This window comes from Bradyrhizobium sp. BRP23 (assembly GCF_020194135.1).
Lineage (GTDB): Bacteria > Pseudomonadota > Alphaproteobacteria > Rhizobiales > Xanthobacteraceae > Bradyrhizobium > Bradyrhizobium yuanmingense.
Window position 1 is genome coordinate 24,914 of record NZ_JADYVW010000010.1, and the last position, 24,216, is coordinate 49,129.

General features: G+C 64.8%; 20 protein-coding genes. 8 read left to right on the forward strand and 12 right to left on the reverse strand.

Annotated elements, in window-relative coordinates:
- Positions 1 to 30: 30 nt before the first annotated feature.
- Together I6F24_RS25420 and I6F24_RS25425 are read right to left on the reverse strand one after the other, a co-directional pair.
- Positions 31 to 525: a VOC family protein gene (locus I6F24_RS25420; protein WP_109142145.1), complete on the reverse strand. Its 495-nt coding sequence runs from the start codon at positions 523 to 525 to the stop codon at positions 31 to 33.
- Between the two features lie 89 nt (positions 526 to 614).
- Positions 615 to 1,160, reverse strand: coding sequence for a carboxymuconolactone decarboxylase family protein (locus I6F24_RS25425; RefSeq protein ID WP_225152036.1), 546 nt, complete (start codon positions 1,158 to 1,160; stop codon positions 615 to 617).
- Positions 1,161 to 1,287: 127 nt separating this feature from the next.
- Here I6F24_RS25425 and I6F24_RS25430 point away from each other — a divergent pair, with 127 nt between their 5' ends.
- Both I6F24_RS25430 and I6F24_RS25435 read left to right on the forward strand, forming a co-directional pair.
- Positions 1,288 to 2,502: an acyl-CoA dehydrogenase family protein gene (locus tag I6F24_RS25430; RefSeq protein ID WP_225128424.1), complete on the forward strand. Its 1,215-nt coding sequence runs from the start codon at positions 1,288 to 1,290 to the stop codon at positions 2,500 to 2,502.
- 146 nt (positions 2,503 to 2,648) lie between these two features.
- Positions 2,649 to 3,788 (forward strand): acyl-CoA dehydrogenase family protein, encoded by a 1,140-nt coding sequence (locus tag I6F24_RS25435; RefSeq protein WP_225152037.1) that lies wholly within the window; start codon positions 2,649 to 2,651, stop codon positions 3,786 to 3,788.
- A gap of 169 nt (positions 3,789 to 3,957) precedes the next feature.
- On the opposite strand, the gene I6F24_RS25440 is transcribed toward I6F24_RS25435, so the two are convergent.
- The 10 genes from I6F24_RS25440 to I6F24_RS25485 all read right to left on the reverse strand — a co-directional run bounded on the left by I6F24_RS25440 (position 3,958) and on the right by I6F24_RS25485 (position 15,375).
- Entirely contained in the window at positions 3,958 to 4,995 is a 1,038-nt protein-coding gene (locus I6F24_RS25440; RefSeq protein ID WP_036001959.1) for an amino acid ABC transporter substrate-binding protein, read from the reverse strand.
- Positions 4,996 to 5,125: 130 nt separating this feature from the next.
- Positions 5,126 to 5,719, reverse strand: coding sequence for a L,D-transpeptidase (locus I6F24_RS25445; protein ID WP_036001920.1), 594 nt, complete (start codon positions 5,717 to 5,719; stop codon positions 5,126 to 5,128).
- A 356-nt stretch (positions 5,720 to 6,075) separates the two neighbouring features.
- Positions 6,076 to 7,047 (reverse strand): hypothetical protein, encoded by a 972-nt coding sequence (locus I6F24_RS25450; RefSeq protein WP_225134401.1) that lies wholly within the window; start codon positions 7,045 to 7,047, stop codon positions 6,076 to 6,078.
- A gap of 103 nt (positions 7,048 to 7,150) precedes the next feature.
- A complete protein-coding gene (locus tag I6F24_RS25455; RefSeq protein ID WP_225152038.1) occupies positions 7,151 to 7,714 on the reverse strand; it encodes a thioredoxin family protein in 564 nt (187 codons plus the stop codon).
- Between the two features lie 32 nt (positions 7,715 to 7,746).
- On the reverse strand, positions 7,747 to 8,445 hold the full coding sequence (locus tag I6F24_RS25460) for a cytochrome c biogenesis CcdA family protein (protein ID WP_036020281.1): 699 nt from the start codon (positions 8,443 to 8,445) through the stop codon (positions 7,747 to 7,749).
- Positions 8,446 to 8,772: 327 nt separating this feature from the next.
- On the reverse strand, positions 8,773 to 9,384 hold the full coding sequence (locus I6F24_RS25465) for a sigma-70 family RNA polymerase sigma factor (RefSeq protein ID WP_036020284.1): 612 nt from the start codon (positions 9,382 to 9,384) through the stop codon (positions 8,773 to 8,775).
- Positions 9,385 to 9,793: 409 nt separating this feature from the next.
- Complete coding sequence (locus I6F24_RS25470; RefSeq protein WP_036001902.1) at positions 9,794 to 10,525, reverse strand: response regulator; 732 nt, start codon at positions 10,523 to 10,525, stop codon at positions 9,794 to 9,796.
- Between the two features lie 39 nt (positions 10,526 to 10,564).
- Positions 10,565 to 12,310: a DUF3369 domain-containing protein gene (locus I6F24_RS25475; RefSeq protein WP_074447643.1), complete on the reverse strand. Its 1,746-nt coding sequence runs from the start codon at positions 12,308 to 12,310 to the stop codon at positions 10,565 to 10,567.
- A complete protein-coding gene (locus tag I6F24_RS25480; protein WP_192893386.1) occupies positions 12,280 to 14,310 on the reverse strand; it encodes an ATP-binding protein in 2,031 nt (676 codons plus the stop codon). Before I6F24_RS25480 ends, I6F24_RS25475 begins: the two co-directional genes overlap by 31 nt.
- A 54-nt stretch (positions 14,311 to 14,364) precedes the next feature.
- Positions 14,365 to 15,375, reverse strand: a complete 1,011-nt coding sequence (locus I6F24_RS25485) for a TRAP transporter substrate-binding protein (RefSeq protein WP_346656743.1) — start codon at positions 15,373 to 15,375, stop codon at positions 14,365 to 14,367.
- 299 nt (positions 15,376 to 15,674) lie between these two features.
- Here I6F24_RS25485 and ugpB point away from each other — a divergent pair, with 299 nt between their 5' ends.
- From ugpB to I6F24_RS25515, 6 genes are all read left to right on the forward strand, one after another.
- A complete protein-coding gene (gene ugpB / locus I6F24_RS25490; protein ID WP_197424430.1) occupies positions 15,675 to 16,997 on the forward strand; it encodes a sn-glycerol-3-phosphate ABC transporter substrate-binding protein UgpB in 1,323 nt (440 codons plus the stop codon).
- 251 nt (positions 16,998 to 17,248) lie between these two features.
- On the forward strand, positions 17,249 to 18,208 hold the full coding sequence (locus tag I6F24_RS25495) for an aminoglycoside 3'-phosphotransferase/choline kinase family protein (RefSeq protein WP_225141185.1): 960 nt from the start codon (positions 17,249 to 17,251) through the stop codon (positions 18,206 to 18,208).
- Positions 18,209 to 18,560: 352 nt separating this feature from the next.
- Entirely contained in the window at positions 18,561 to 20,180 is a 1,620-nt protein-coding gene (locus I6F24_RS25500) for an ABC transporter substrate-binding protein (protein ID WP_225141183.1), read from the forward strand.
- Positions 20,181 to 20,398: 218 nt separating this feature from the next.
- Complete coding sequence (locus I6F24_RS25505; RefSeq protein ID WP_225152039.1) at positions 20,399 to 21,412, forward strand: ABC transporter permease; 1,014 nt, start codon at positions 20,399 to 20,401, stop codon at positions 21,410 to 21,412.
- Positions 21,413 to 21,415: 3 nt separating this feature from the next.
- Positions 21,416 to 22,315 (forward strand): ABC transporter permease, encoded by a 900-nt coding sequence (locus I6F24_RS25510; protein WP_225141179.1) that lies wholly within the window; start codon positions 21,416 to 21,418, stop codon positions 22,313 to 22,315.
- A gap of 94 nt (positions 22,316 to 22,409) precedes the next feature.
- Positions 22,410 to 24,194, forward strand: coding sequence for an ABC transporter ATP-binding protein (locus I6F24_RS25515; protein WP_225152041.1), 1,785 nt, complete (start codon positions 22,410 to 22,412; stop codon positions 24,192 to 24,194).
- The last annotated feature ends 22 nt before the right edge of the window (positions 24,195 to 24,216 follow it).

Below are 24,216 nucleotides of genomic sequence, written 5' to 3' on the forward strand. Positions count from 1 at the left end.
CGCTGGTTGCGCCGTGCCCACCTCTAGGCATCACCCCTCCCGCTGCCGCAACAGCGCTTCGACATCCAGCCGCTTGGTGAACATCGCGAGCTTCCCGTCAGGCCCGAACGGCCATTGCTCCCGCGGCTTGTCCCAATACAGCTCCACGCCGTTCTGGTCGGGATCACGCAGGTAAAGCGCCTCGCTGACGCCATGGTCGCTGGCGCCATCGAGCGCAATCCCGGCCGTGAGCACCCGATGCAGCGCATCCGCCAGCGCAGGGCGCGTCGGAAACAGGATCGCGGTGTGATAGAGCCCGGTCGCATCAGGCGGCGGCGGTGAGCCGCCCTTGCTCTCCCAAGTGTTGAGCCCGATGTGGTGGTGATAGCCGCCGGCCGCGATGAAGGCCGCCCCCGAGCCCATCCGCTGCATCAGCTCGAAGCCGAGCACGCCGCAATAGAAGCCGAGCGCACGATCGAGATCGGCGACCTTGAGATGGACGTGGCCGATCCTGGTGCCGGCAGGAATGGTGGGGCTTTGCGACATGTGAATGCTCCCTCGAAAACATGCACGTAAGCCCCGCTTCGAGCCAGTGCTACGGCCAAACTCGAAACCCATCGTTTCTGAATGGGAAACTAAGCCAGCTCCGACACCTCGCCCTCGGGCAGGCCGAACTCGAACGTGTTCAGCGTCATCGACACCAGCGTGTAGTAGCCGCACAGCCCGATGACCTCGACGACGCCGCGCTCGCCGAGCAGCTTGACCGCTTCGTCGTAGAGACCTTTCTCGACGCCGTGGCCCTCGTGCAGCGACTTCGCGAGATCGTAGATCATCTTCCCCATGGGATCGTCGAAATCGGGGGTGCGGCGGTCGCGGATCGCATCGATGATCTCGCCCTTCATGCCGCCGTCGAGCGCGAGGCGCTTGTGCGCGTACCATTCGTAATGCGCGGTCCAGTGCCGCGCCGTCACCAGGATCGCGATCTCCGACAGCTTGGCCGGGAAGATCGTGTCGAAGCGCATGACCTCGCCGAGCCGCGTGGCGTGCCGGGCCATCTCGGGACTATTGAGCCAAGCCATCATCGGAGGCGGCGGCTTGCCGCGCTTGCCGGCGATCGACTCGTCATAGGTCTGCCGCTGGCTCTCGTTCATTTCGCCAGGCGAAAGAAGTTTTAGGCGCATTGTCGTTTCCTCTTTGTTTTCAAGGCTCGCCGCAGCAATGACTATAACCGATAAGTGGTTGAATTCCGCGGGGGCTTGGCCCAGACTCGCTGTCAACAATTCGAATGTTGGGTGATGGAAACGACCAATGACCGATCTCAAAACCAGCGATTCTGAATTCGCCGATCTCGAAACATTCCGCAACGAGACCCGCGCCTGGCTGGAGGCCAATTGCCCGCCGGAGATGCGCAAGCCCGCAACGTCCGATGCCGACGTGTTCTGGGGCGGACGCAACGCGAAATTCTCGTCCGAGCCGCAGCGCATCTGGTTCGAGCGCATGCGCGACAAGGGCTGGACCGTGCCCGACTGGCCGAAGGAGTATGGCGGCGGCGGCTTAAGCGCTGCCGAGCACAAGGTGCTGCGTGCGGAGATGGCGCGGATCGGCGCGCGGCCGCCGCTGTCGAGCTTCGGCATCTGGATGCTCGGGCCGGCGCTCTTGAAATACGGCAACGAGGCCCAGAAGAAGGAGCATCTGCCGAAGATCGCCGCGGGCGAGATCCGTTGGTGCCAGGGCTATTCGGAGCCGAACGCCGGTTCCGACCTCGCTTCGCTCCAGACCCGCGCCGAGAGCGATGGCGACGACTTCATCATCAATGGCCAGAAGATATGGACGTCCTACGCCAATTACGCCGACTGGATCTTCTGCCTGGTCCGCACCGACCCGGCCGCGAAGAAGCATGACGGCATCAGCTTCATCCTGTTCGACATGACCTCCAAGGGCGTCTCGACCAAGCCGATCCTGCTGATCTCGGGCTACTCGCCGTTCTGCGAGACCTTCTTCGACAATGTCCGCGTGCCGAAGTCGCATGTCGTCGGCACCATCAACCGCGGCTGGGACGTCGCGAAATATCTGCTCCAGCACGAGCGCGCGATGATCTCGGGGATGGGCGAGCGCGGCGTCGGCCGGCCGCTCGGCCAGATCGCGGCCGATTCCGTCGGCACCGATGGGCAGGGCAGGCTCGACGACGCCATGCTGCGCGGTAGAATCGCGACCTTCGACGTCGATGAAGCCGCGCTGGCGGCCTGCGCCGAGCGCGCGGTCGATCTCGCCAAGGCCGGGCAGGCGCATCCGGCGTTCTCCTCGGCGATGAAATATTACGGCACCGAGCTCAACAAGCGCCGCCACGAGATCCTGATGTCGGCGGGCGGCGTCGATGCGCTGGAATGGGAGAGTGAGCGCTCCAGGCAGGGCGCGCGCCCGCGCGCCTGGCTGCGCACCAAGGCCAACTCGATCGAGGGCGGCACGTCCGAGGTCATGCTCGGCATCGTCGCCAAGCGCATCCTAGATCTGCCGGGGGCGTGAGGTTTCCGTCATTCCGGGGCGCGACGAAGTCGCGAGCCCGGAATCCATTCATCCTCCCCCTCTGCCGCCCGATGGATTCCGGGCCTGCGCCTGCGGCGCATCCCGGAATGACGAGACAACATAAATTTCGAATCGGAAACAAGCACATGGCCCTCGTCCTCACCGAAGAACAATCCATGCTCCGCGACTCCGCGCGCGGGCTGATCAGCGACAAGGCGCCGGTGTCGCACCTGCGCCACTTGCGCGACAGCAAGGACCCCACCGGTTTCTCCAAGCAGCTCTGGCATTCCTTCGCTGAGATGGGGTTTGCCGGCTTGCTCGTGCCGGAAGAGTTCGGCGGCAGCGGTCTCGGCTACGTCGAAGCCGGAATTGTCATGGAGGAGATCGGCCGCACCTTGATGCCATCGCCCTTCCTCGCGACGTCAGTGGTGGCGGCATCAGTGCTGACCCGCGCCGGCAATGTCGCGCAGAAATCGGAATATCTGTCGAAGATCGCGAACGGCTCGCTGCTCGCGACGCTCGCGATCGACGAGGGCGCCAAGCATCGCCCGCTGCAGATCAGCCTCAAGGCCGCGCGCGCCGGCAACGGCTTCAAGCTCTCCGGTGCCAAGGCGCTGGTGATCGACGGTCATGTCGCCGATCTCCTCATCGTCGCCGCGCGCACCGCGGGCTCTGCCGGCGAACGCGAGGGCCTGACGCTGTTCCTGGTCAACCCCAAGGCCAAGGGCGTTGCGATCGAGCGCACCATCATGGTCGATGCGCACAATGCGGCGCGGATTGAATTCGCCAATATCGAGGTCACCGCCGACAGCGTGCTCGGCGAGGTCGACCAGGCGGCCGGCCTGCTCGATGGCGTGCTCGACATCGGCCGCGGCGCCGTCGCCGCCGAAATGGTCGGCCTCAGCGACGAGGTGTTTGGCCGCACCGTCGAGTATCTGAAGAGCCGCAAGCAGTTCGGCAAGCTGATCGGCGAATTCCAGGCGCTGCAGCATCGCGCCGCCGAGCTCTATATCGACATCGAGATCACCCGTGCCGCCACCATGAAGGCGCTGCAGGCGCTCGATGCCGACCTTGCCAAGGCCGCACCCGCCGTCGCCGTCGCCAAGGCGCGCGCCGGCACCACCGCCACGCGCGCGGTGCAGGAAGGCGTGCAGATGCACGGCGGCATGGGCGTGACCGACCAGTTCGACATCGGCTTCTTCATGAAGCGCGCCCGCGTCTGCGAGGAGCTGTTCGGCGATGCGAACTACCACACCGAGCAGCTGGCGCGCGCGCGGGGGTATTGAGATGCTCTCGTAGGGTGGGTTAGCACTGCAGAAGCGCGAAGCGCATCTGCAGTGCGTAACCCACCATCTTCGTCCGGCAAACGCGGAAGCATGGTGGGTTACGCCGAGCAATTGCGCTTAGTGCAATTGCAAGGCTAACCCACCCTACGACGTTCGCCGGAGACACCCCTTACCGCATCGGCGGTGCGTACTGCACACCGCCTGCGTTCCACAGCTGGTTCATGCCGCGCGGGATCTTCAGCTTCGACTTCTCGCCGATGTTGCGATCGTACATCTCGCCGTAATTGCCGACGTGGCGGATGATGCGCGCGGCCCAGTCCTTGGTGAGGCCGAGCTGCTCGCCGTAGCGGCCTTCGGTGCCGACGAGGCGCATCACCTCCGGCTTCTTCGACTTCAAGGCCTCGTCGATGTTCTCCGAGGTCACGCCGAGCTCCTCGGCGTTGATCATCGCGTAAAGCGTCCACTTCACGATCATCATCCAGTCGTCGTCGCGCTGGCGCACCACGGGGGCGAGCGGCTCCTTGGAGATCATGTCCGGCAGGATCATGTGGTCGCCGGGCTTCGTCAGGTTCAGCCTGAGAGCATAGAGCTGAGAAACGTCGGCGGAGAACGTGTCGCACTTGCCGGTGTCGTACGCCTTCACCACGTCGTTGAGGTTATCGAACTTCACCTCTTCATACTTCATGTTGTTGATGCGGAAGTAATCGGCGACGTTGAGTGTCGTCGTGGTTCCGTTCTGCACGCAGACCTTGCTGTCTGCCAGGTCGAGCGAGGTCTCCTTGTTGCGCGTGCGCGGCACCATGAAGCCGACGCCGTCGTAATAGGCCACGGCCGGGAAATACAAATCGTAGTCGAGCTCGCGCGCCATGCTCCAGGTCGTGTTGCGCGAGAGGATGTCCACCTTGCGGCTCTGCAGCTCCTTGAAACGCTCGTTGGCATCGAGCGGAACGAACTTCGCCTTGCCGGGGTCGTTGAAGATCGCAGCGGCCACCGCGCGGCAGAAATCGACGTCGAAGCCGGTCCAGTTGCCCTTGTCGTCGGGGATCGAGAAGCCCGGGAGGCCCTTGTTGACGCCGCACAGCACCTCGCCGCGGCGAACCGTGCGCCTCAGGGTGCGGGTGTCGTAAAACTCGTAAATGATCGCGCCGATGGCGACCAGCACGGCGATGGCGACCCCGATCAGCAGGCCGCCACGAAAAGTGCGCATCATGTTGCTCTCTCGAAAAATCGGGAAAAGGAATCAGGCGAGGACGGAGTGCATGATCCGGATCCGGACGACCGCGTTGGCGCAAGGCACGCTGCGGCCGTCCGAAGCAATCATGCCGGGATCATGAACCTTAGAGCTCGGGCTTCTGCCGGATGACCACCTTGGTGCCGACAGGGACGCGATCGTAGAGGTCGGCGACGTCGGCGTTGACCAGGCGGAAGCAGCCCGAGGACACCTTGGTGCCGATCGTGTCGGGTCGGTTGGTGCCGTGGATGCGGTAGACGGTGGTGCCGAGATACATGGCGCGGGCGCCCAGCGGATTGCCGGGTCCGCCGGCCATGAAGCGCGGCAGATAGGGCTGGCGCTGGATCATCTCCGGCGGCGGCGTCCAGTCCGGCCACTCCTTCTTGTTGGTGATGGTCACCAGCCCCTGCCACTGGAAACCGTCGCGGCCGACGCCGATGCCATAGCGGATGGCGCGCCCGCCGGGCTGCACCAGATAGAGGTGACGTTCGGCGGTCGAGACGATGATGGTGCCCGGCGGCTCGGTGGTGCGGAAGTAGACCACCTGCTTCTGCCATTCCGGCTCGAGCTGGTATCCGTCATCGGCGATCAGGCCCGGCTCGTCGCCGCGGTCCGGCTGCTGGGCGAAGGCGTGGGGCGTGGACAGCACCAGTCCCATCGCAGCCACGAAAATCCCGGTCAGGCGACGAAAATTCGTCATTTCAAGCTCTCCCCGCTGCCACAGCGCAAATCATTCGGAACCATCAAACCTGAGGGGCAAGTTCATGGCAAGTTGATGGCGCGCCGTCCTGGCATGTCACGAGAATGCTTGGTTTTTTGACGGGCCCGGCGCAATGCCACGAACAGGGGATGGCGCGAAAAGCATAGGTGGTACCGCAGTGGTGGTCCGCTCCCTCCCCCGCTCGCGGGGGAGGGTTGGGGAGAGGGTGCTTCCGCAATGGGACACTCCCCCAGAGGATAGAACCCTCACCCGCCGCTACGCGGCGACCTCTCCCGCAAGCGGGAGAGGCTCAGACCGACTGCGCGGTGAGATCGAGGTCGGCAATTTGCGCCCGTTCAGATCTTGTTGCTCTCCGCCGGGATCCCGAGCCGCCGCACGATCTCCGCCGCGACGGCGCGGGCCTCGACGCGCGAGCCGATGCGGGGGCTGCGAAACCGCCGCCCCGAATGCAGCCGGATCACCACGATGCAATGCTCGTCCTCGGAGCGGCCGCGGCGCTCGACCGTGATCGACTTGACGTCGGGTCCGGTGATTTGGTCGGCGCGCAGGCTGCCGTCGCCCCACAGGCGCTCGACGCGAATATCGTTCGGTCGAATGACCCAGAACGCGCCGGTCGCAAGGTTGGCATAGCGATAGATGGTGAATGCCGCGATCGCACCCAGCGGCAGCAGCAGGATATCGACATGGCTGGGGGAAAGGCCGCGCCACAGCTTGTAGGCATAGGGGGCTGCGGACAAAGCCACCGCGATCAGTGCGACGATGCGGATCTCCCGTGCAGGAAACGCCTCGAGAGGCTCGCCGAGATGCATCTCCGGATTGCTGGCATCGAGCGGGTTGCTCGGCGCCTCGACATTGGGAACGTCAAAATGCGCCGCGATCCACGCCACGGTGTCGCGGACATGGGTGACGTCGGAAATCGGCGGCGAGGTCAGCCGCTCGCCCGAGGCCAGGGTGAAGACGAGCTGGAAGCGGGCCTTCACCCGCTTGCTGCCGGGGACCTGTAGCGCCGTGATCTCGTCCTTGCCGACGAGGCGCGTCCGGAGCTTTCCGAACGGCCGCTGCCGCCCGATCAGGATCTCGTCCGGCGTGATGATCCACACCACCGCCGGCGCCATCATGATGCCGACGACGAATCCGGCTCCCACCAGCAGCGCCACCGTCGATATCGTGATTTCCAGGAGGTCCTGCGTGAACAGTCCCGGCGTGAAGCAGAGCGCAACGGCAGCCGCAGAGCCGGCCACGACCAGCCGCTGCGCGATCGAGGAGCCTTCACGAAGGCGGATGTCGGTGCTGGTGGTCGCGTCCATTGCGGGCGGCTGATTGCGTCGATTGCGAAACTCCACGGACGGCTCCGTGGAGTCAAGCAACAAGGGCGACAATTGAAGCCCGCCGCGCGATGACCGTGCGGCGTCAGCTGCTCGCGTTCAGCAGCTTGGCCACCGTGCGATCGATCTCGTCATAGCTGCCTTCGCCGGCATGCTGGAACACGATCTTGCCGCTCTGGTCGACGATGTATTGCGCCGGCCAGTATTGATTGCGATAGGCGTTCCAAGTCTTGGACTCATTGTCCTGCGCCACCGGATAGGTGATGCCATGGCGCTTCAGCGCGGCCTGCACGTTGGCGGCCGAGCGCTCGAACGGGAATTCCGGCGTGTGCACGCCGACCACGACGAGGCCTCGATCCCGGTACTTGGCGTAGAGGCCGGTGACATGCGGCAGCGTGTTGACGCAGTTGACACAGCCATAGGTCCAGAAATTGACCAGCACGACCTTGCCGCGGAGATCGGCGATATGAAGCGGCTTCGAGTTGAACCAGTTGGTGATGCCGGTGAAGTCGGGCGCGGCCTGCTGGTTCGCGGCGGCGGTGACGACAGGCGCGGCGCGTGCGGCCTCGTCGCAGATGCCGGGGATGACGGCGCCGGTCACTGCGATGCCGATCAGTGCAGCAGACATTGCGAGCAGCTTGAGAGTCATGGAAAGCGTCCTCCGGTGAAGATGAGGTGGGATCACAGGCCGATCTGGCCGGTGGGGTAGAAGCCGGTGAGCCACGCCACAATCAGCGTGTCGTATTGAAAATAGGCGGCGACCGCGAAGCCGATCACGACGACGCCAAAGCCCTGCTGCAGCCGCGGTGAGATCCGGGCCAGGCTGCGTACGCGCGTGGTCGCGGCCTGTCCGCCATAGGCTATTCCAAGCATCGGGATCGCAGCGCCAATGGCATAGGCGACCAGCAGCGTGCCGGCCCAGGCAACGTTCTTCGACGTCGCCACCAGCGTCAGGATCGAGCCGAGCACGGGCCCTGCGCAGGGCGTCCAGACCAGTCCCAAGGTGGTGCCGAGGATCAGCCCACCGAGCGCGCCGTCGCGCTGCGTAGCGCCGATGTTGCCGAGATCGAGCCAGCCGTTGATCCGGATCGACAGCCATTCGAACGGCGCCGGCCACAGCATCAACAGGCCGAAGCCGAGCAGCAGGACCGCTGCCGCTTCGCGCAGCACGTTCGGATCGAAATCGAAGGCCCGCGTGATCGCGCCGAGCGCCAGCGCGACCATCGAGAAGGAAAAGACGAAGCCGAGCGCGATCATCGCGGGTCGCAGATGCCCCGCGCGCCCGATCGAGGCGCCGAGCAGGATCGGCAACATTGGCAGCGTGCAGGGCGCGGCGATGGTGAGGATGCCGGCGAGGAGAGCAAAGAGCAGGTCGAGCATGAGGCACTCGTGAGGGAGGTCACGAGGGCTGTTCGCGTGCGGTGGGGCGGTCGTTACGCCGCGTCACGGCTTCGTGACGGGGCTTTGAGGCATTCTGTTCGACACGACGGCGCTGCGCGCCACCCCAAAATAAAAACGACCCGGACGGGGCATCGTCCGGGTCGCTGGAGGTCTTGGGAGGTTTAACGAAACCGTATGGGAGCTTTATAGAAGGGAAGTTTTTCCGCCTGATGTTGTCGTTTGTTTCAATTGTTTCGTCAGTGGTAACGCTTCCGTGTCCGGGGAGAGGGCCAAAACGGAGGTCCTATCCCCTTGAAAATATTATTGTTAAGCGGCGAAACGGTCGACGCCGGCGCCCTTAAGCAAATCGGCGAGTTGCTTGCGGGCATAGAACATCCGCGTCTTCACCGTGCTCTGGGGGATGCCGATGATCTGGCCGACCTCCTCCACCGACTTCTCGTGGTAGTAGACGAGGTTGATGATCTCGCGGTGCGCCGGCGACAGCTTCTGCACGCAGGCGCGCAGGATGGCGCTGGTGTCGCTGCGGTCGAGCGAGGTCTCCGGCGTGTCGCAACCATCAGGGATCTGACGCACGTCCTCCTGATCGATGTCCTCAAAGCGGCGCTGGCGCATCGCGGTCAGCGCCTTGAAGCGGGCGATCGAGAGCAGCCAGGTGGACACCTGCGAGCGGCCCTGGAATTGGCCGGCGGTCCGCCACACGTCCAGAAACACCTGGCTGACCAGGTCTTCCGCCGTGGTGGCGTCGCGCACGATGCGCAGGATGAATCGGTACACCCGTACATTGTGCCGGCAGTAAAGGATGTGCATGGCCGTCCGGTTGCCGTCGGCAATGCTTGCGAGGAGCATGTCGTCCGAGGTCGCCTGAGCGGCAATGATGCTCTGGCTGGCTTGGGCGTTGATGGCAATGACGTTCGGCATGGACTTGGCTCCCCGTAGCGCCGCAACCGAGCGGCGTTTCCTTGGGTCAAAGTGTTAATGAGCCAACGTTTCGGGACGTCTGCACGAAAAGCGGAAAATGGTTTCGTGCGCCGTCAAATTGTTTCGCCGGACAGGGTGCGACGAAACATTCGGGGCAAAAAACCTTGTGATTTCAACGTACGGAAAATACGGGGGTGGGGGATTCGGGGCCGGACGGGCGCGCCGCGGAACGAATTTAGGAGGATTGCGTTTGGTCGCGCCGCACCTACCGCTGTCGTCCCGGGGGCGATAATCTCGTAGCCCGGATGAAGCGCAGCGAAATCCGGGGCAACTCCATCCGCGGCTACAGCACCCCCGGATTGCGCTGTGCTCCATCCGGGCTACGGCAGAGCGGGTTGTGCCGCTCGCCCTACGCCTTCTCGCCCTGCGGCGAGAACAGGTAGCCGCCGCCGCGGATGGTGCGGATTACGGCAGGCTTGGCCGGGTCGGGCTCGATCTTGCGGCGGATGCGCATGATGCGCAGATCGACCGCGCGGTCGAAGGCTTCGGCGTCGCGAGCGTTGGCAAGCTCGAGCAGGCGCTCGCGCGACAGCACGCGCTTCGGATTGGCCGCGAACACCTTGAGCAGCCCGAACTCGGACGCGGTCAGCGGATGCTCGTTGCCCTCGTCGTCGCGCAAGGCCTGCGCTTCGAGGTCGAGCCATTTGGTGCCGAAGCGCACCAGCTGCTCCTTGTCCGACTTCGCCGCTGGCGCCTCTGCCGCCTTGGCCGGCCCGCTCCGCCGCAGCACCGAGCGGATGCGCGCCATCAGCTCGCGCAGCTCGCAGGGCTTTGCCACGTAATCGTCCGCGCCGAGCTCGAGGCCGACGACGCGGTCGATCGGGCTCGCGGTCGCCGTCAGCATGATGACGGGCACGTTGATGCGGCTCTTGAGGTCGCGGATGATCGAGAGCCCGTCTTCCTCGGGCATGTTGAGGTCGAGCACGACGAGATCAGGCATGCTGCCCTGGATCGCGGCGCGCAAGGACTTGCCGCCGTCGCACAGCGTCACGGTGAAGCCGTGCATCTTGAGGTAATCGCCGACCATCTCCCGGGCCGGAGCCTCATCGTCGACGATCATGATGTGCTGGCTTTGGGTCATGGGCTTTGCATCATGGGCTTTGCATCACGGGCTTTGACATCACGGCGCTTCAGTCGCAGGGAGGGTGATGGTGAAGGTCGAGCCCTTGCCGGGGCCCTCGCTCTCGGCGGTCACCTCGCCGCCGTGCATGTCGATGATACGCTTGACGATGGAGAGCCCAAGTCCCGTCGAGCTCTCCCCGGCAGTCGGCTTGGCCGACAGCCGCTGGAACCGGCCGAACAGGCGGCCGAGATCCTCCGGCGACAGGCCGGCGCCCTCGTCGCTGACGCTGACGATGGTGTCGCTGCCCTCGTGGACCACGGTGACGTCGATCTTGCCGCCGATCGGCGAGTATTTGATGGCGTTGCTGATGAGATTGTCGATCGCCTCGCGGATGCGGTCGGTGTCGCACATGGTGACGATGTTGGGCGGCGCGGTGACGCTGATCGCCTGCTGCTTGTTGACCGCGAGCGGCTGGTTGGCCTCGGCGACTTCCTTGACCAGGGCGGCGACGTCGACCGGCTCGCGGCGGATGGTGATGTCGAAGGCATCGGCCATCGCGTCCGAGATCAAATGATCGACCATCGTGGTCAGGCGTTTGGTGGCGTCGCGGATGTGGTCGACCTGGGCGACGACCCCGCTTTCCGAGGCGCCGGTCGAGATCAGCTCCTTGAGCATCTCGGTGCGGCCGAGAATGACGCCGAGCGGGTTCTTCAGGTCGTGCGCGACGGTGCCGAGAATCTCGTTCTTGAAGCCGTTGGCGCGCTGCAACCGCAGCCATTGCGCCGAGAGGCGGCGGTTGGCCTGCATCAGGGCGCGGGTGCGCTGGGCGACGCGGTCCTCCAGCTGGGTATTGGCGTCCTGCAGCTGCTGGTAGAGGATGACGTTGTCGAAGGCGATCGAGAGCCTGGAGGAGAAGATCTCGACCAGCGAACGGTCGGTCTCCGACAGCTCGCGCTCGGCCTGGAGGAGCACCACGACCTCGCGGCCCGATCCGGTGCGCAAATAGATCACGCTGCGATGGTCGGCGAACTCGTTCTTGCGGCGCTGGAACGCGGCCTCCACCATCTCGCGCAGCTCGGGGTCGAGCGCCTTCGACGAGGTGGTGCCGATGAAGCGGCTGTAGCAGCCGCTGCCGGCGAGCACCGAGAGCTCGGGATCGATGCCGCCATTGTCGCGCAGCACCAGGATGCCGGCGCAATCGACGTTGAGCAGCGAAGCGAGCTGGGTCAGGACGCCCTCGGCGAGCCGCTGCATCGACTTGAAGTCGTACAGCGTCGAGGCCGCATCGATGATGATCTCCAGCCCGCGCCGCGTCTGCACCATGCGCTCGAGCTGCTGGTAGGAGCGCAGCGCCGCGGTCAGCGAGGTGAACAGCTTGTCGGCGGTGAGCTCGGTCTTGGCCTTGTAGTCGTTGATGTCGTACTGCACGATGACGCGCCGCTCCGGCGCCTGGCCGGGCTGGCCGGTGCGCAGGATGATGCGCACGGTCTCGTTCCGGATCTCGTTGCGGATGAACTCGACCAGCTCGAGGCCGGCGACGTCGGTCTCCATGATGACGTCGAGCAGCACGGCGGCGACGTCGCGGTGCTCGGCCATCAGCTTGCGCCCTTCGGCCGCGGAATAGGCCGACAGGATCTCCAGGCTCTGGCCGTTCAGGCTGTAGTCCGATAGCGCGAAACGCGTGCCGTCATGCACGGCGGGATCGTCATCGATGACGGCGATCTTCCATTTCCGGGCGTTGCTGTCCTCCGACGCGGTACCGGTGTCGTCGATCAGGTGGAGGACATCGTCCTGTTCGGCCATTGCGAAGATCCGTCACTTTCTGTGCTTTGCGCGCCGCCCTTGGCGACGCGGGGCATGATAATGCGAAAAGTAGTGCCTTGTCCCAGCTTGGATTCCAGCATCATCCGGCCGCCGAGCTGCTGGGTGACGAGGTTATAGACGATATGAAGGCCAAGTCCCGTGCCGCCTTCATTGCGCCGGGTGGTAAAGAAAGGGTCAAAGGCCTGGCGCTGCACGTCCGGGGTCATGCCGGCCCCGTCGTCGGAGAAGCTGATCTCGATGTCCTCGGTGCCGCGCGGCCGCGCCGAGATCGCGATCCGGCCGGCGCGGCCGTCGGCGAAGGCGTGGTTGGCGGCGTTGAGGAAGAGGTTGGTCAGGATCTGGCCGTAGGAGCCGGGATAGCCGTCGAGCAGCAGCCCCTCGGGGACATCGACCTCCAGCGTGATCGGCGAGCGCTTCAGCACCGGCTTGAGGCTGGCGATGATCTGGTCGGTAGCTTCGCTGAGCGAGAACTGCCGCCGCTCGGCATGGGAGCGGTCGACCGCGACCTGCTTGAACGACTGGATCAGCTCGCCGGCGCGGGTCAGATTGGCGACGAGCTGCTGCGAGGCGTCGCGCGAGGACTGCACGAATTCCTCCAGCTGCGAGCGGCGCAGGCCGCCCTCGCCCTTGAGCTGGGCTTCGAAAATCTCGGTGCGCCGGGCAAAGCTCGAAGCCACCGTCAGGCTGATGCCGATCGGGTTGTTGACCTCGTGCGCAACGCCGGCAACGAGGCCGCCGAGCGCGGCCAGCCGCTCGGCGTCGATCAGGTTCTGCTGCGCGGTGTTGAGCTCGAGCAGGGCGCTCTCGGCCTTCTCCTTGGACGCGCGCAGCTCGTCCTCGGTCCGGCGCTTGGCGATCGCGTTCTCGCGGAATACCTCGACCGCGCGTGCCATGGCCCCGACCTCGTCGCGCGCTTTCGTGCCCTGCACCTCGCGGTCGAGGTCGCCGAGCGTGATCGCGCGCATCGCGGTCATGATCTGCTGCAGCGGCAGGCGGATCGACAGCGCGATCAGGACGCCCGCGGTGAGGATGATGCCGAGGAAGATCACCGCGATCGACAGCACCCGGCGTGAGATATCCGCCAGCGTGCGGTCGAACACCTCCTGCGCCTTCTGCTCGCGCTGGCGCATCTTGGTCGAGAGGTCGTCGATGGCGCCGATCGCCTCGGCCTGGCTGGCGTCGATGGTATTGCGGAGCAGCTCGGTGCGGCTCGCAAGCTGCTCGGAGAGTTTTGCAAAGCCCTCGCGAAGTGCGGCGGTGCGGGCCGCGAGCCGCCGCAAGGCCATCTTCTGCAGGTCGTTGTCGGCGAGATCGATCATGACCGGGATGGTCCTCTCGATCGTCTCGGTATGGCGGCGCGCGTCGTCGGCGGCGCCCGACGACTGCGATAGATAGTAAGAATTGGCCGCGACCAGCATCGCGGTGAAGGCTTCGCGGGATTTGCCGAGCGAGGGCCAGATCAGCGCGTCGCGATGGCCAGTGGCACCCTCGATGATGGAGTAGAGGCCCGCCATGTCCCTGGCTGGGCCCTGCACCTGCTCCTCATAGGTCTTGGCGATGGTGGACTGCACGCTGCGCAGCTCGCCGAAGCCGTTGAGGAAACGGTCGGTGGTGCGCTCCAGCTCCTCGACCGACCCTGATAGCATCGGGTCCTTGGCGGCGCGATTGGTCAGCGTGCCCAGCACCGCCTCGCGCAGCAACAGGATCTCGGCGAACAGGTCCGGACTCGGCTGGTTGATGTAGCGGTGGATCAGGTTCTGCAGCCGCCCGGTCTCGCTTTCGAGCAGCGCCAGGATCCGGTCGGACTCGCGCACCTGGCGCACATCGTCCCAGGCCGAGCCGAGCACCTTGGCGCCGTTCCAGATCATCGCCACCAGCACCACGACCACGGCGGAGTTCAGCGCGGCGATCGACAGGATGCGCCAGCGGATCGGCACCGCCCGTAAGAGGCCGACGATGCGCGCGCGCAGCTGCCCGATCGGGCCGGGTGGCTTGTCCGCGTGATCGCTATGTCCAAGCGCAGCCAACAGGCCTCACTCCACCTTGCGAATCCGTTCGATCAGCGCGGCCGCCGCGGGGTCGCGCGCGGCCTTGGCGTAGATTGCGGCCATGGCGTCCTCGAACGGCTTGCGGTCGATGTCCCTGATGATGGTGACGCCGGCTTCCTGCGCCTTGCGCTGCGACTGTTCCTCGAGGTCGCGCCACTTCTCGCGCATGAACCGGCTGGAGCGCTGCGCGGCCTCCTTAAAGATCGTCTGCTCCTCCGCCGACAGGCTGTTCCAGGCCTTCAGAGAGATCACCAGCACCTCCGGGCTCATCGTGTGCTCGGTCAGCGTGTAATGGCCGGCATGCTTGTAATGGTTCGTGGTCACGAAGGATGGCCAGTTGTTTTCGGCGCCGTCGATCAGATGGTTGGCAAGCCCGGTGAGCACCTGCCCGTAGGGCAGCTCGACCGGTTCGGCGCCGAGCGCGCGCATCATCTGGCTCATCAACTCCGACTGCTGCACGCGGATCCGCAATCCCTTGAGGTCCGCGATGGTCTTCACCGGGCGGACCCCGTTATAGATCGAGCGCGCACCCGAATCGTAGAAGGCGAGCCCGACGAAGCCGTAGGGCTCGAAGCTACCGAGGATCTCGCTGCCGACAGCTCCGTCCAGCACCTTCTGCATGTGCTCGATGGACCGGAACAGGAACGGCATCGCCAGCACGTTCATCGCCGGGACGAAATTGCCGATCAGGGCGACATTGGTCCGGTTGAGGTCGATCGCACCGGCCCGGGTCTGCTCGATCGTCTCCTTTTCCTCCCCGAGCTGGCGGGAGTGGAACACCTTGATCTCGTGGCGGCCCTTGGTGCGCTCGGCGATCAGGGCGCCCATGTAGCGCAGCGCCTGGACGGTCGGGTAGTCCTCGGCCTGGGTGTCGGCGGCGCGAAATTCGCGCGCAACCGCACTCGTCGCGCGCATGCTCGACGAGACTGCGGCAAGCAGAAGCGCGACGAAGACCACCCCGGTCCGCGAGAGTTCGGCACGGCTCAACACTGGCACACTCAACCCCTCAGTGGTGGAGTCTATGGCGGAAGGAAAAGGTTCAATGCAATCTAAAGCGTTTTCAAGCGAAGTAGATACCGGTTCGCGTAAAGAAAACCCGTCAAATTAATAATTTAGAACCCATTCCGATTGGAACGGGGCTGCAGCAGATGTTAAGAGGAAGTCCCATCCCGCCCCCGGCCAGCGGGCTGATTGTGCGGCGCGGCCGGCGTTCATTCCCGGTTGAAACGACCAATGCCGGGCCTTAAGCAGGACAGCCGCCTCGTCGTCGCCGCGGCCTGGGAAGAGCCATCCTGATGTCAGCCTTGCGCCTTTTGCAGCTCGTTGCCGCCTTTGCGGCCCTCGCATTGGCCGCCCCTGCGCGGGCCGCCACCGAGATCGCCTGGTGGCACGCCATGTCCGGCGAGCTCGGGCGGCAGCTGGAAAAGCTCGCCGCCGACTTCAACGCCTCGCAATCCGATTACCGCATCGTGCCCGTCTACAAGGGCAATTACACCGAGACGGTGACGGCCGCGATCTTCGCCTTCCGCTCGCGCACCCAGCCCGCCATCGTCCAGGTCAACGAGGTCGCCACCGCCACCATGACCGCGGCCAAGGGCGCGATCTATCCGGTGTTCAGCCTGATGCGGGACCAGGGCGAGCCGTTCTCGCTCAGTGATTACCTGCCCGCGGTCTCCGGCTATTACACCGATGCGGCCGGCAATCTGTTGTCCTTTCCGTTCAATTCCTCGACGCCGATCCTGTACTACAACAAGACCATGTTCCGCGACGCCGGCCTCGATCCGGAGGCGCCGCCGAAGACCTGGCCGGAACTGGGAGCGGCCGCCAAGCGCCTGCGCGACCGCGGCGCTGCTTGCGGCTTCACCACGTCCTGGCCGTCCTGGATCCATGTCGAGAATTTCGCCGCCTTCCACAACCTCGCGGTCGCGAGCCGGGCGAACGGCTTCGCCGGGCTGGATGCGGAATTGACCATCAACAATCCGAGGCTGGTGCATCACGTCGCGGCGCTCAGCGAGTGGCAGAAGACCAGGCTGTTCGATTATAGCGGCCGTGGGCAGTCGGCCGAGCCGCGCTTCCAGAAGGGCGAGTGCGGCATCTTCATCGGCTCCTCGGCGACGCGCGCCGACATCAAGGCCAATTCGAAGTTCGAGATCGGCTACGGCATGATGCCCTATTGGCCCGACGTGAAGGGCGCGCCGCAGAACTCGATCATCGGCGGCGCCACGCTGTGGGTGCTGCGCGACCGTCCGCGCGAGGAATACAAGGGCGTGGCGCGCTTCTTCGCCTATCTGTCCCAGCCCGGCGTGCAGGCCGCCTGGCACCAGAACACCGGCTATCTCCCCGTGACCCGCGCAGCCTTCGAGCTGACGCGCTCGCAAGGCTTCTATGAGCGCAATCCGGGCTCGGCGATCTCGTTCGAGCAGATCACGCTCAATCCGCCGACCGAGAACTCCAAGGGCATCCGGCTCGGCTCCTTCGTCCTGATCCGCGGCGTGATCGAGGACGAGCTCGAGCAGGCCTTCGCCGGCCACAAGAGCGCGCAATCAGCGCTCGATTCCGCCGTCGAGCGCGGCAACAAGCTCTTGCGCCAGTTCGAGCGCGCCAGTCCCGAGCGGTAGGGTGTGTTGCGATTAGGTCTCGCCGCCGCTGCGAACGAGGTGCGCTCCCTCCCCCGCTTGCGGGGGAGGGTTGGGGAGAGGGTTCTCTCCACGTTGGGATTGTCTGAAGTCTGCGGAGAGTGTCCCCACGTGGAGAGAGCCCCCACCCGGCGCTTCGCGCCGACCTCCCCCGCAAGCGGGAGAGGTGCACCGTCTCCTTGGCTCGCACCGAGTCAACCAAAGTTGCCCCTGCATTCGATACGCGAGTGCAGATGACAATCACGCAGTCGCAACAGCTGCCTCACCTCGCCGACGCCGCAAGCTTCCGCGCCTTTCGCTCCGATTCCTCACAATGGCTGCCGATCGCCCTCGACATCGCACGTAGCCATGGCCTCGATGCCGGCTCGCCGCATGTGTTTGCGACCGGCACCAATCTCGTGGTCGGCCTCGGCGAGACGCTGATCCTGAAGATCTTTCCGCCGCTGCTCGCAGCGCAATTCGTCTCGGAGCGCGCGTCGCTGGCGCAGCTCAAAGGCCGTCTGCACCTGCCGATCCCCGAGATCGTCGCGGAGGGGATGCGCGACGGCTGGCCCTATCTCGTCATCACGCGCCTTGCCGGCACGCTGGGTTCGGAGGTCTGGCCATCACTGCCGGAGCCGCAGAAGGAGCGGCTGCTGCGCCAGATCGGCGAGACCATTGCGAGCGTGCAGCGCGCGCCGCTTGGACCGCTCGCGCATATCGAGCCGCGCTGGGACGCGTTCTTGCGCCGGCAGATGCAGGCTTGCCGCGCGCGGCACGAGCGTCTCGGCCTCGCACCAAAATTCCTCGAGGGCCTCGACGACTTCCTGCGCGATGCCGCAAAGCTGATCCCGATGGACGCGCCGCCGGTGATCCTGATCGGTGAATACATCCCCGAGAACTTTGTGCTCGCCTGTGACGACGGCCAATGGTCGCTCGGCGGCCTGTTCGATTTCGGCGACGTGCTCACGGGGTGGCGCGATTACGATCTGCTCGGCCCCAGCGCCTTCATGGCGGCGGGCCGTCCGGGCAGAGTGAAGAGCCTGCTCGAAGGCTTTGGCTATACGACACTGGATTTTACCCTCAAGCGCCGCCTGATGGCCCTGATGCTGCTGCACCGCGCCAGCGACCTGAACAGCCACATCTGCATCGAGGGCTGGCAGGAGCGGGCGGATGATCTGGTTGAGCTGCAGGAGTTGATCTGGCCCAACTGAGTGCCCCCTCCGTCATTCCGGGGCTCCGCGCAGCGGCGAGCCCGGAATCCATTGTGCCGCGCGTTCTGCCGCCCGATGGATTCCGGGTTCGATGCTGCGCATCGCCCCGGAATGACTCTGGGGCCGGGGCGAGCGCCGGCGGCTGCCTCCATAATGATCCCTCAAAGTCGATCAGCCTAAGTTTTACGCAATTGTGCGTCTTTGTATGCAATTGCGCGTTGCGGTGCAGAGTGCTGAGAACAGGAATAACTTGTGATATCAGTGACTTAGATGGACTTTAGTCTTCCGTTAAGCCTTGGCACAAACCTTGCGAATCCAGTTCCAGCCAAAAACTTTGTGTTGGAGCGATTTCATGAAGCGCCGCGATTTCCTCAAATCCGTTTCCGGGTTGGCCGCTGGCGCGGCGCTCCCGGCCATGCCGTCCGTGATCTCCTCGGCCAAGGCCGATGCCCGCTCGGAGACCTTGCTGATCGTCTCGGAAGGCGGCCCCAACAATCTCGACATCCATGGCATCGGCACCAACGTGCCCGGCTATGAAGTCTCCTGGAATTGCTACGACCGCCTGATCAGCCACGAGATGAAGAGCGGTCCTGGCGGCGTGCCCTATTACGACCGTGACAAGTTCAAGGGCGAGCTCGCCGACGACATGAAGATCGACGACATGTCGGTCACCTTCAAGCTGAAGAAGAACGCCAAATTCCACGACGGCGCGCCTGTTACCGCGAAAGACGTGAAATGGTCGCTCGACCGCGCCGTCAGCGTCGGCGGCTTCCCGACCTTCCAGATGAGCGCGGGTTCGCTCACCAAGGCCGAGCAATTCGTCGTGGTCGACGATCACACTGTGCGCGTCGACTTCCTGAAGAAGGACAAGCTGACGATCCCCGATCTAGCCGTGATCGTGCCCTGCATCGTCAATTCCGAGCTGGTGAAGAAGCACGCCAGCGAGAAGGATCCCTGGGGCCTCGAATACACCAAGCAGCAGACGGCGGGCTCCGGCGCCTACAAGGTCACGAAGTGGACCGCCGGCACCGAAGTGATCATGGAGCGCAATGAGGATTGGGTCGGCGGTCCGCTTCCCAAGATCAAGCGCGTGATTTGGCGCATGGTGCCGCAGGCCGGCAACCGCCGTGCGCTGCTCGAGCGCGGCGATGCCGACATCTCCTATGAGCTGCCGTTCAAGGATTTCCAGGAGATGAAGGCGAACGGCAAGCTCAACGTGGTGTCGCTGCCGTTCTCCAACGGCATCCAGTATATCGGCATGAACGTCACCAAGCCGCCGTTCGACAATCCGAAAGTGCGGCAGGCCATCGCCTATGCGTTGCCGTACCAGAAGATCATGGACGCCGTGCTGTTCGGTCTCGGCAATCCCATGTTCGGCGCAAAGGACAAGGCCACCGAAGTCGCCTGGCCGCAGCCGCACAAGTACAACACCGACATGGAGAAGGCGAAGGCCCTGCTGGCTGAAGCCGGTTACGCCAACGGCTTCGAGACCACGATCTCGTTCGATCTCAACTTCGCCGGCGTCAACGAGCCGCTCTGCGTCCTCGTGCAGGAGAGCCTCGCCCAGCTCGGCATCAAGACCACCATCAACAAGGTGCCCGGCGCCAACTGGCGCACCGAGCTCAACAAGAAGGAGATGCCGCTCTTCACCAACGTCTTCTCGGGCTGGCTCGATTACCCCGAGTACTTCTTCTACTGGTGCTATCACGGCAACAATTCCGTCTTCAACACCATGAGCTACAAGTCGGCGGCGATGGACAAGTTCATCGACGGTGCGCGCACGGCGGCCGCCACCGGCGACAAGGCCGCTTACGATGCCGACGTGAAGGGTTTCGTCGATCTCGCCTTCGCCGACGTCCCGCGCATCCCGCTCTACCAGCCCTTCGTCAACGTCGCGATGCAGAAGAACGTCAGCGGCTACCAGTACTGGTTCCACCGGCGGCTGGATTATCGCGCGATGGCGAAGGGGTAAGGGGTCATGAGTGAGGTGCGCACGCCTCTCTCATTCCCTCTCCCCTTGTGGGAGAGGGTGGCTCGCCGCGTAGCGGCGAGACGGGTGAGGGGTAGCCACGAACTCCGATCTCGCTTGTCGCTACCCCTCACCCCAACCCTCTCCCACAAGGGGAGAGGGGGCGCAGCGGCGCAAGCCGTGCGAGCTTGTTCCCAATCGGAATGCGGAAGGAGGTTGCTATGCTGACCATGATCGGCAAGCGCCTGATGTTCGCGATTCCCTCGCTGATCGGCGTCGTCATCGTCACCTTCCTGCTGACGCGCGCGCTGCCGGGCGATCCCGCGGCTTACTTCGCCGGCCCCGCCGCGACCAAGGAAGCCGTCGAGCAGATCCGCAAGAAGCTCGGCTTGGACAAGCCGCTGGTCGAACAGTTCTTCCGCTATGCCAACGATCTCGCGCATGGCGATTTCGGCAACTCGCTGACGACGGGCCAGCCGGTCGCCACCGAGATCCGCAACCGACTGCCGGCCTCGGCCGAGCTGACGCTGCTCGGCCTCTTCGTGTCCGTTGCGATCGCCATTCCGCTCGGCGTGCTCGCGGCAACGCGGCCGGGATCATGGATCGACCATCTCTGTCGGATCACGACCACGGCCGGCGTGTCGCTGCCGGTGTTCTTCACCGGCCTCGTGCTGGTCTATGTCTTCTATTTCCGGCTCGGCTGGTCGCCGGCGCCGCTCGGCCGTCTCGACGTGTTCTACAGCGCGCCGCCGACGGTGACAGGCTTCTATCTGATCGACACCCTGATCGCGCGCGATCTCGAGGCGTTCCGCTCGGCGCTGAGCCAGCTCATTCTTCCCGCAACGACGCTCGCAATCTTCTCGCTGGCGCCGATCGCGCGCATGACGCGCGCGTCGATGCTCGCGGTGCTCGCATCCGAATTCGTCCGCACCGCGCGCGCCAGCGGCCTGTCGCCGGCAACCGTGATCGTCACCTACGCGTTCCGCAACGCGATGCTGCCGGTCATCACCACGCTCAGCATGGTGTTCTCGTTCCTGCTGGGGGCCAACGTGCTGGTCGAGAAAGTGTTCGCATGGCCGGGCATCGGCTCCTACGCGGTGGAAGCGCTGATCTCCTCCGACTTCGCGCCGGTGCAGGGTTTCGTGCTGACCATGGCGGTGATGTACGTGCTGCTCAATCTGATCATCGACATTTTGTACGGCGTGATCGACCCGCGCGTGCGGTTGGAGGGCTAGGCTATGAGCTCCGTTGCGCCTGCTGTTGAACCTGTCGGCCCCGCCCGCACGTCAGGCCTCGTCGCGGTGCTTGAGCAGACCCGTTACGTCCTCAGCGAGAACAAGGTCACGGGCTTTGCCTTTGCGCTGCTCCTGATCATCGTGTTCGCTGCGCTGTTCGGCCCTTACGTGGTGCCGTACGATCCGCTCGCTTCGGACACCGCGGCTGCGTTGAAGCCGCCGTCGGCGGCGCATTGGTTCGGCACCGACCAGCTGGGCCGCGACATCTTCAGCCGCGTCATCGTCGCCACGCGCCTCGACTTCTTCATCGCGATTGCGTCAGTTACGCTGGTGTTCTTGATGGGCGGCCTTGCCGGCATTGCGGCCGGCTATTTCGGCGGCTGGACCGATCGCGTCGTCGGCCGCATCGCCGACACCATCATGGCCTTTCCGCTGTTCGTGCTGGCGATGGGCATCGTCGCCGCGCTCGGCAACACCGTGCAGAACATCATCCTGGCCACCGCGATCGTCAACTTCCCGCTCTATGCCCGCGTCGCGCGCGCCGAGGCCAATGTCCGCCGCAATGCCGGCTTCGTGCAGGCCGCACGTCTCTCTGGCAACGGCGAATTCCGCATCCTGCTGGTGCACATCCTGCCGAACATCATGCCGATCATGATCGTGCAGATGTCGCTGACCATGGGCTACGCCATCCTCAACGCGGCCGGCCTGTCCTTCATCGGCCTCGGCGTCCGCCCGCCGACCGCCGAATGGGGCATCATGGTCGCCGAAGGCGCGGGCTTCATGGTGTCAGGCGAATGGTGGATCGCGCTGTTCCCCGGCCTTGCGCTGATGATCGCGGTGTTCTGCTTCAATCTCCTCGGCGACGGCCTGCGCGACATCGTCGATCCCCAGCGGAGGACGTGATGGCAGCCGTGCGTCCGAAATTCTCCAATGATTTCAGTCGCCGCTCTACTGTGCATGGGGTTGTTTTCGAGTGTTCGAGTGACGGGAGCCGTCCATGACTTCCCAGCCGCTGCTCGACGTTCAGGACCTCACGGTCGAATTCACCACCCGCCGCGGCATCGTCAAGGCGGTGCAGCACGTCAACATCTCCGTCGCGAAGGGCGAGACGCTCGCCATCGTCGGCGAGTCCGGCTCCGGCAAGTCGGTGACCTCCTACGCGGTGATGCGCATTCTCGACCGCGCCGGCAAGATCGCCGAGGGCTCGGTGATGTTCTCCGGCATCGACGTCAAGGCCGCCACCGAAGACCAGATGCGCGATCTGCGCGGCCGCGAAGTCTCGATGATCTTCCAGAACCCGCGCGCCGCGCTGAACCCGATCCGGAAAGTGGGCGATCAGATCGAGGACGTGCTGCGCACCCATGTGCAGCAGGCCCAGGTCGCAGATCACGGCGAGAAGGCGATCGAGGCGCTCGAGCAGGTCAAGATCGCCCGGCCGCGCGAGCGCTACCACGCCTATCCGTTCGAGCTGTCGGGCGGCATGTGCCAGCGCGTCGTCATCGCGCTCGCGCTCGCCTGCAATCCCCAGCTCCTCATCGCCGACGAGCCGACGACGGGATTGGACGTCACCACGCAGAAGGCGGTGATGGACCTGATCGTCGAGCTGACGAAACGCCGCGCGATGTCGACCATCCTGATCACGCACGATCTTGGCCTCGCTGCCGCCTATTGCGACCGCGTCGTCGTCATGGAGAAGGGCCGAGTCGTCGAGACCGCCACGGCGGCGGATATCTTCGCGAACCCGCAGCACCCCTACACCAAAAAACTGATGCGCGCGACGCCGCGGCTCGGGGTGAGCTTGCGCGATCTGCTGCCGGAGGAAGAGGCCGGAGCGTCGCAATCCCCACCCGTCAAGGCCGCGCCTGACCCGGCCATCCATCACACTTCGAAAGACGCCTCTCCCTCGATGGACCCCCGGGTCAAGCCCGGGGGTGACGAGAGTGCAAAGCCCCTTCTCCTCGTCGACAAGCTCGTCAAGGAATATCCCCGCCAGGGCGCGACCGCCGTGCTCGGCAAGCTGTTCGGCCGCAAGCCGCCGGTCGAGCCGGACGTGTTCCGCGCCGTCGACGGCATCTCCTTTGCGATCGGTCATGGCGAGAGCGTCGGTCTGGTCGGCGAATCCGGCTGCGGCAAATCGACCACGTCGATGATGGTGATGCGTCTGCTCGACCAGACCTCCGGCCTGATCCAGTTCGACGGCGAGGACATCGGCGGCATTCAGCCTGCCGCCTTCGCCCGGCTGCCGCAGCGTAGCCGCATCCAGATGGTGTTCCAGGACCCGACCGACAGCCTCAACCCGCGCTTCACCGCCGCGCGCGCGATCGCCGACCCGATCATGCAGCTTGGCGATATCAAGGGCCGCGACGCGCTACGCGCCCGCTGCGAGGAACTCGCCACCATGGTCGGCCTGCCGCACAATCTGCTCGACCGCTTCCCGCACCAATTGTCCGGCGGCCAGAAGGCCCGCGTCGGTATCGCCCGGGCGATCGCGCTGCATCCCAAGCTCGTCATCCTGGACGAGCCGACCGCGGCGCTGGACGTCTCCGTGCAGGCTGTCGTCCTCAACCTGCTGCAGGACCTCAAGGCGCGGCTAGGTATGAGTTATCTGTTCGTCTCGCATGATTTGAACGTGGTGCGCTTGTTGTGCGATCGTGTCATTGTGATGCGGACCGGACGGATCGTCGAGGAGGGCTCTTCCGAGCAGGTTCTCGGCGATCCCAAGGACGACTACACCAAGGAGCTGCTGACGGCGATCCCGCATCCGCCGTTGCCGACACACTAAGACTGCACTGATTGCTTGAGAG

Bases quoted from the DNA above. Each gene is read 5' to 3' on its own strand.
- I6F24_RS25420 (WP_109142145.1), bottom strand. From the start codon at position 525: ATGTCGCAAAGCCCCACCATTCCTGCCGGCACCAGGATCGGCCACGTC.
- I6F24_RS25425 (WP_225152036.1), bottom strand. From the start codon at position 1,160: ATGCGCCTAAAACTTCTTTCGCCTGGCGAAATGAACGAGAGCCAGCGG.
- I6F24_RS25430 (WP_225128424.1), top strand. From the start codon at position 1,288: ATGACCGATCTCAAAACCAGCGATTCTGAATTCGCCGATCTCGAAACA.
- I6F24_RS25435 (WP_225152037.1), top strand. From the start codon at position 2,649: ATGGCCCTCGTCCTCACCGAAGAACAATCCATGCTCCGCGACTCCGCG.
- I6F24_RS25440 (WP_036001959.1), bottom strand. From the start codon at position 4,995: ATGCGCACTTTTCGTGGCGGCCTGCTGATCGGGGTCGCCATCGCCGTG.
- I6F24_RS25445 (WP_036001920.1), bottom strand. From the start codon at position 5,719: ATGACGAATTTTCGTCGCCTGACCGGGATTTTCGTGGCTGCGATGGGA.
- I6F24_RS25450 (WP_225134401.1), bottom strand. From the start codon at position 7,047: ATGGACGCGACCACCAGCACCGACATCCGCCTTCGTGAAGGCTCCTCG.
- I6F24_RS25455 (WP_225152038.1), bottom strand. From the start codon at position 7,714: ATGACTCTCAAGCTGCTCGCAATGTCTGCTGCACTGATCGGCATCGCA.
- I6F24_RS25460 (WP_036020281.1), bottom strand. From the start codon at position 8,445: ATGCTCGACCTGCTCTTTGCTCTCCTCGCCGGCATCCTCACCATCGCC.
- I6F24_RS25465 (WP_036020284.1), bottom strand. From the start codon at position 9,384: ATGCCGAACGTCATTGCCATCAACGCCCAAGCCAGCCAGAGCATCATT.
- I6F24_RS25470 (WP_036001902.1), bottom strand. From the start codon at position 10,525: ATGACCCAAAGCCAGCACATCATGATCGTCGACGATGAGGCTCCGGCC.
- I6F24_RS25475 (WP_074447643.1), bottom strand. From the start codon at position 12,310: ATGGCCGAACAGGACGATGTCCTCCACCTGATCGACGACACCGGTACC.
- ugpB (WP_197424430.1), top strand. From the start codon at position 15,675: ATGTCAGCCTTGCGCCTTTTGCAGCTCGTTGCCGCCTTTGCGGCCCTC.
- I6F24_RS25495 (WP_225141185.1), top strand. From the start codon at position 17,249: ATGACAATCACGCAGTCGCAACAGCTGCCTCACCTCGCCGACGCCGCA.
- I6F24_RS25500 (WP_225141183.1), top strand. From the start codon at position 18,561: ATGAAGCGCCGCGATTTCCTCAAATCCGTTTCCGGGTTGGCCGCTGGC.
- I6F24_RS25505 (WP_225152039.1), top strand. From the start codon at position 20,399: ATGCTGACCATGATCGGCAAGCGCCTGATGTTCGCGATTCCCTCGCTG.
- I6F24_RS25510 (WP_225141179.1), top strand. From the start codon at position 21,416: ATGAGCTCCGTTGCGCCTGCTGTTGAACCTGTCGGCCCCGCCCGCACG.
- I6F24_RS25515 (WP_225152041.1), top strand. From the start codon at position 22,410: ATGACTTCCCAGCCGCTGCTCGACGTTCAGGACCTCACGGTCGAATTC.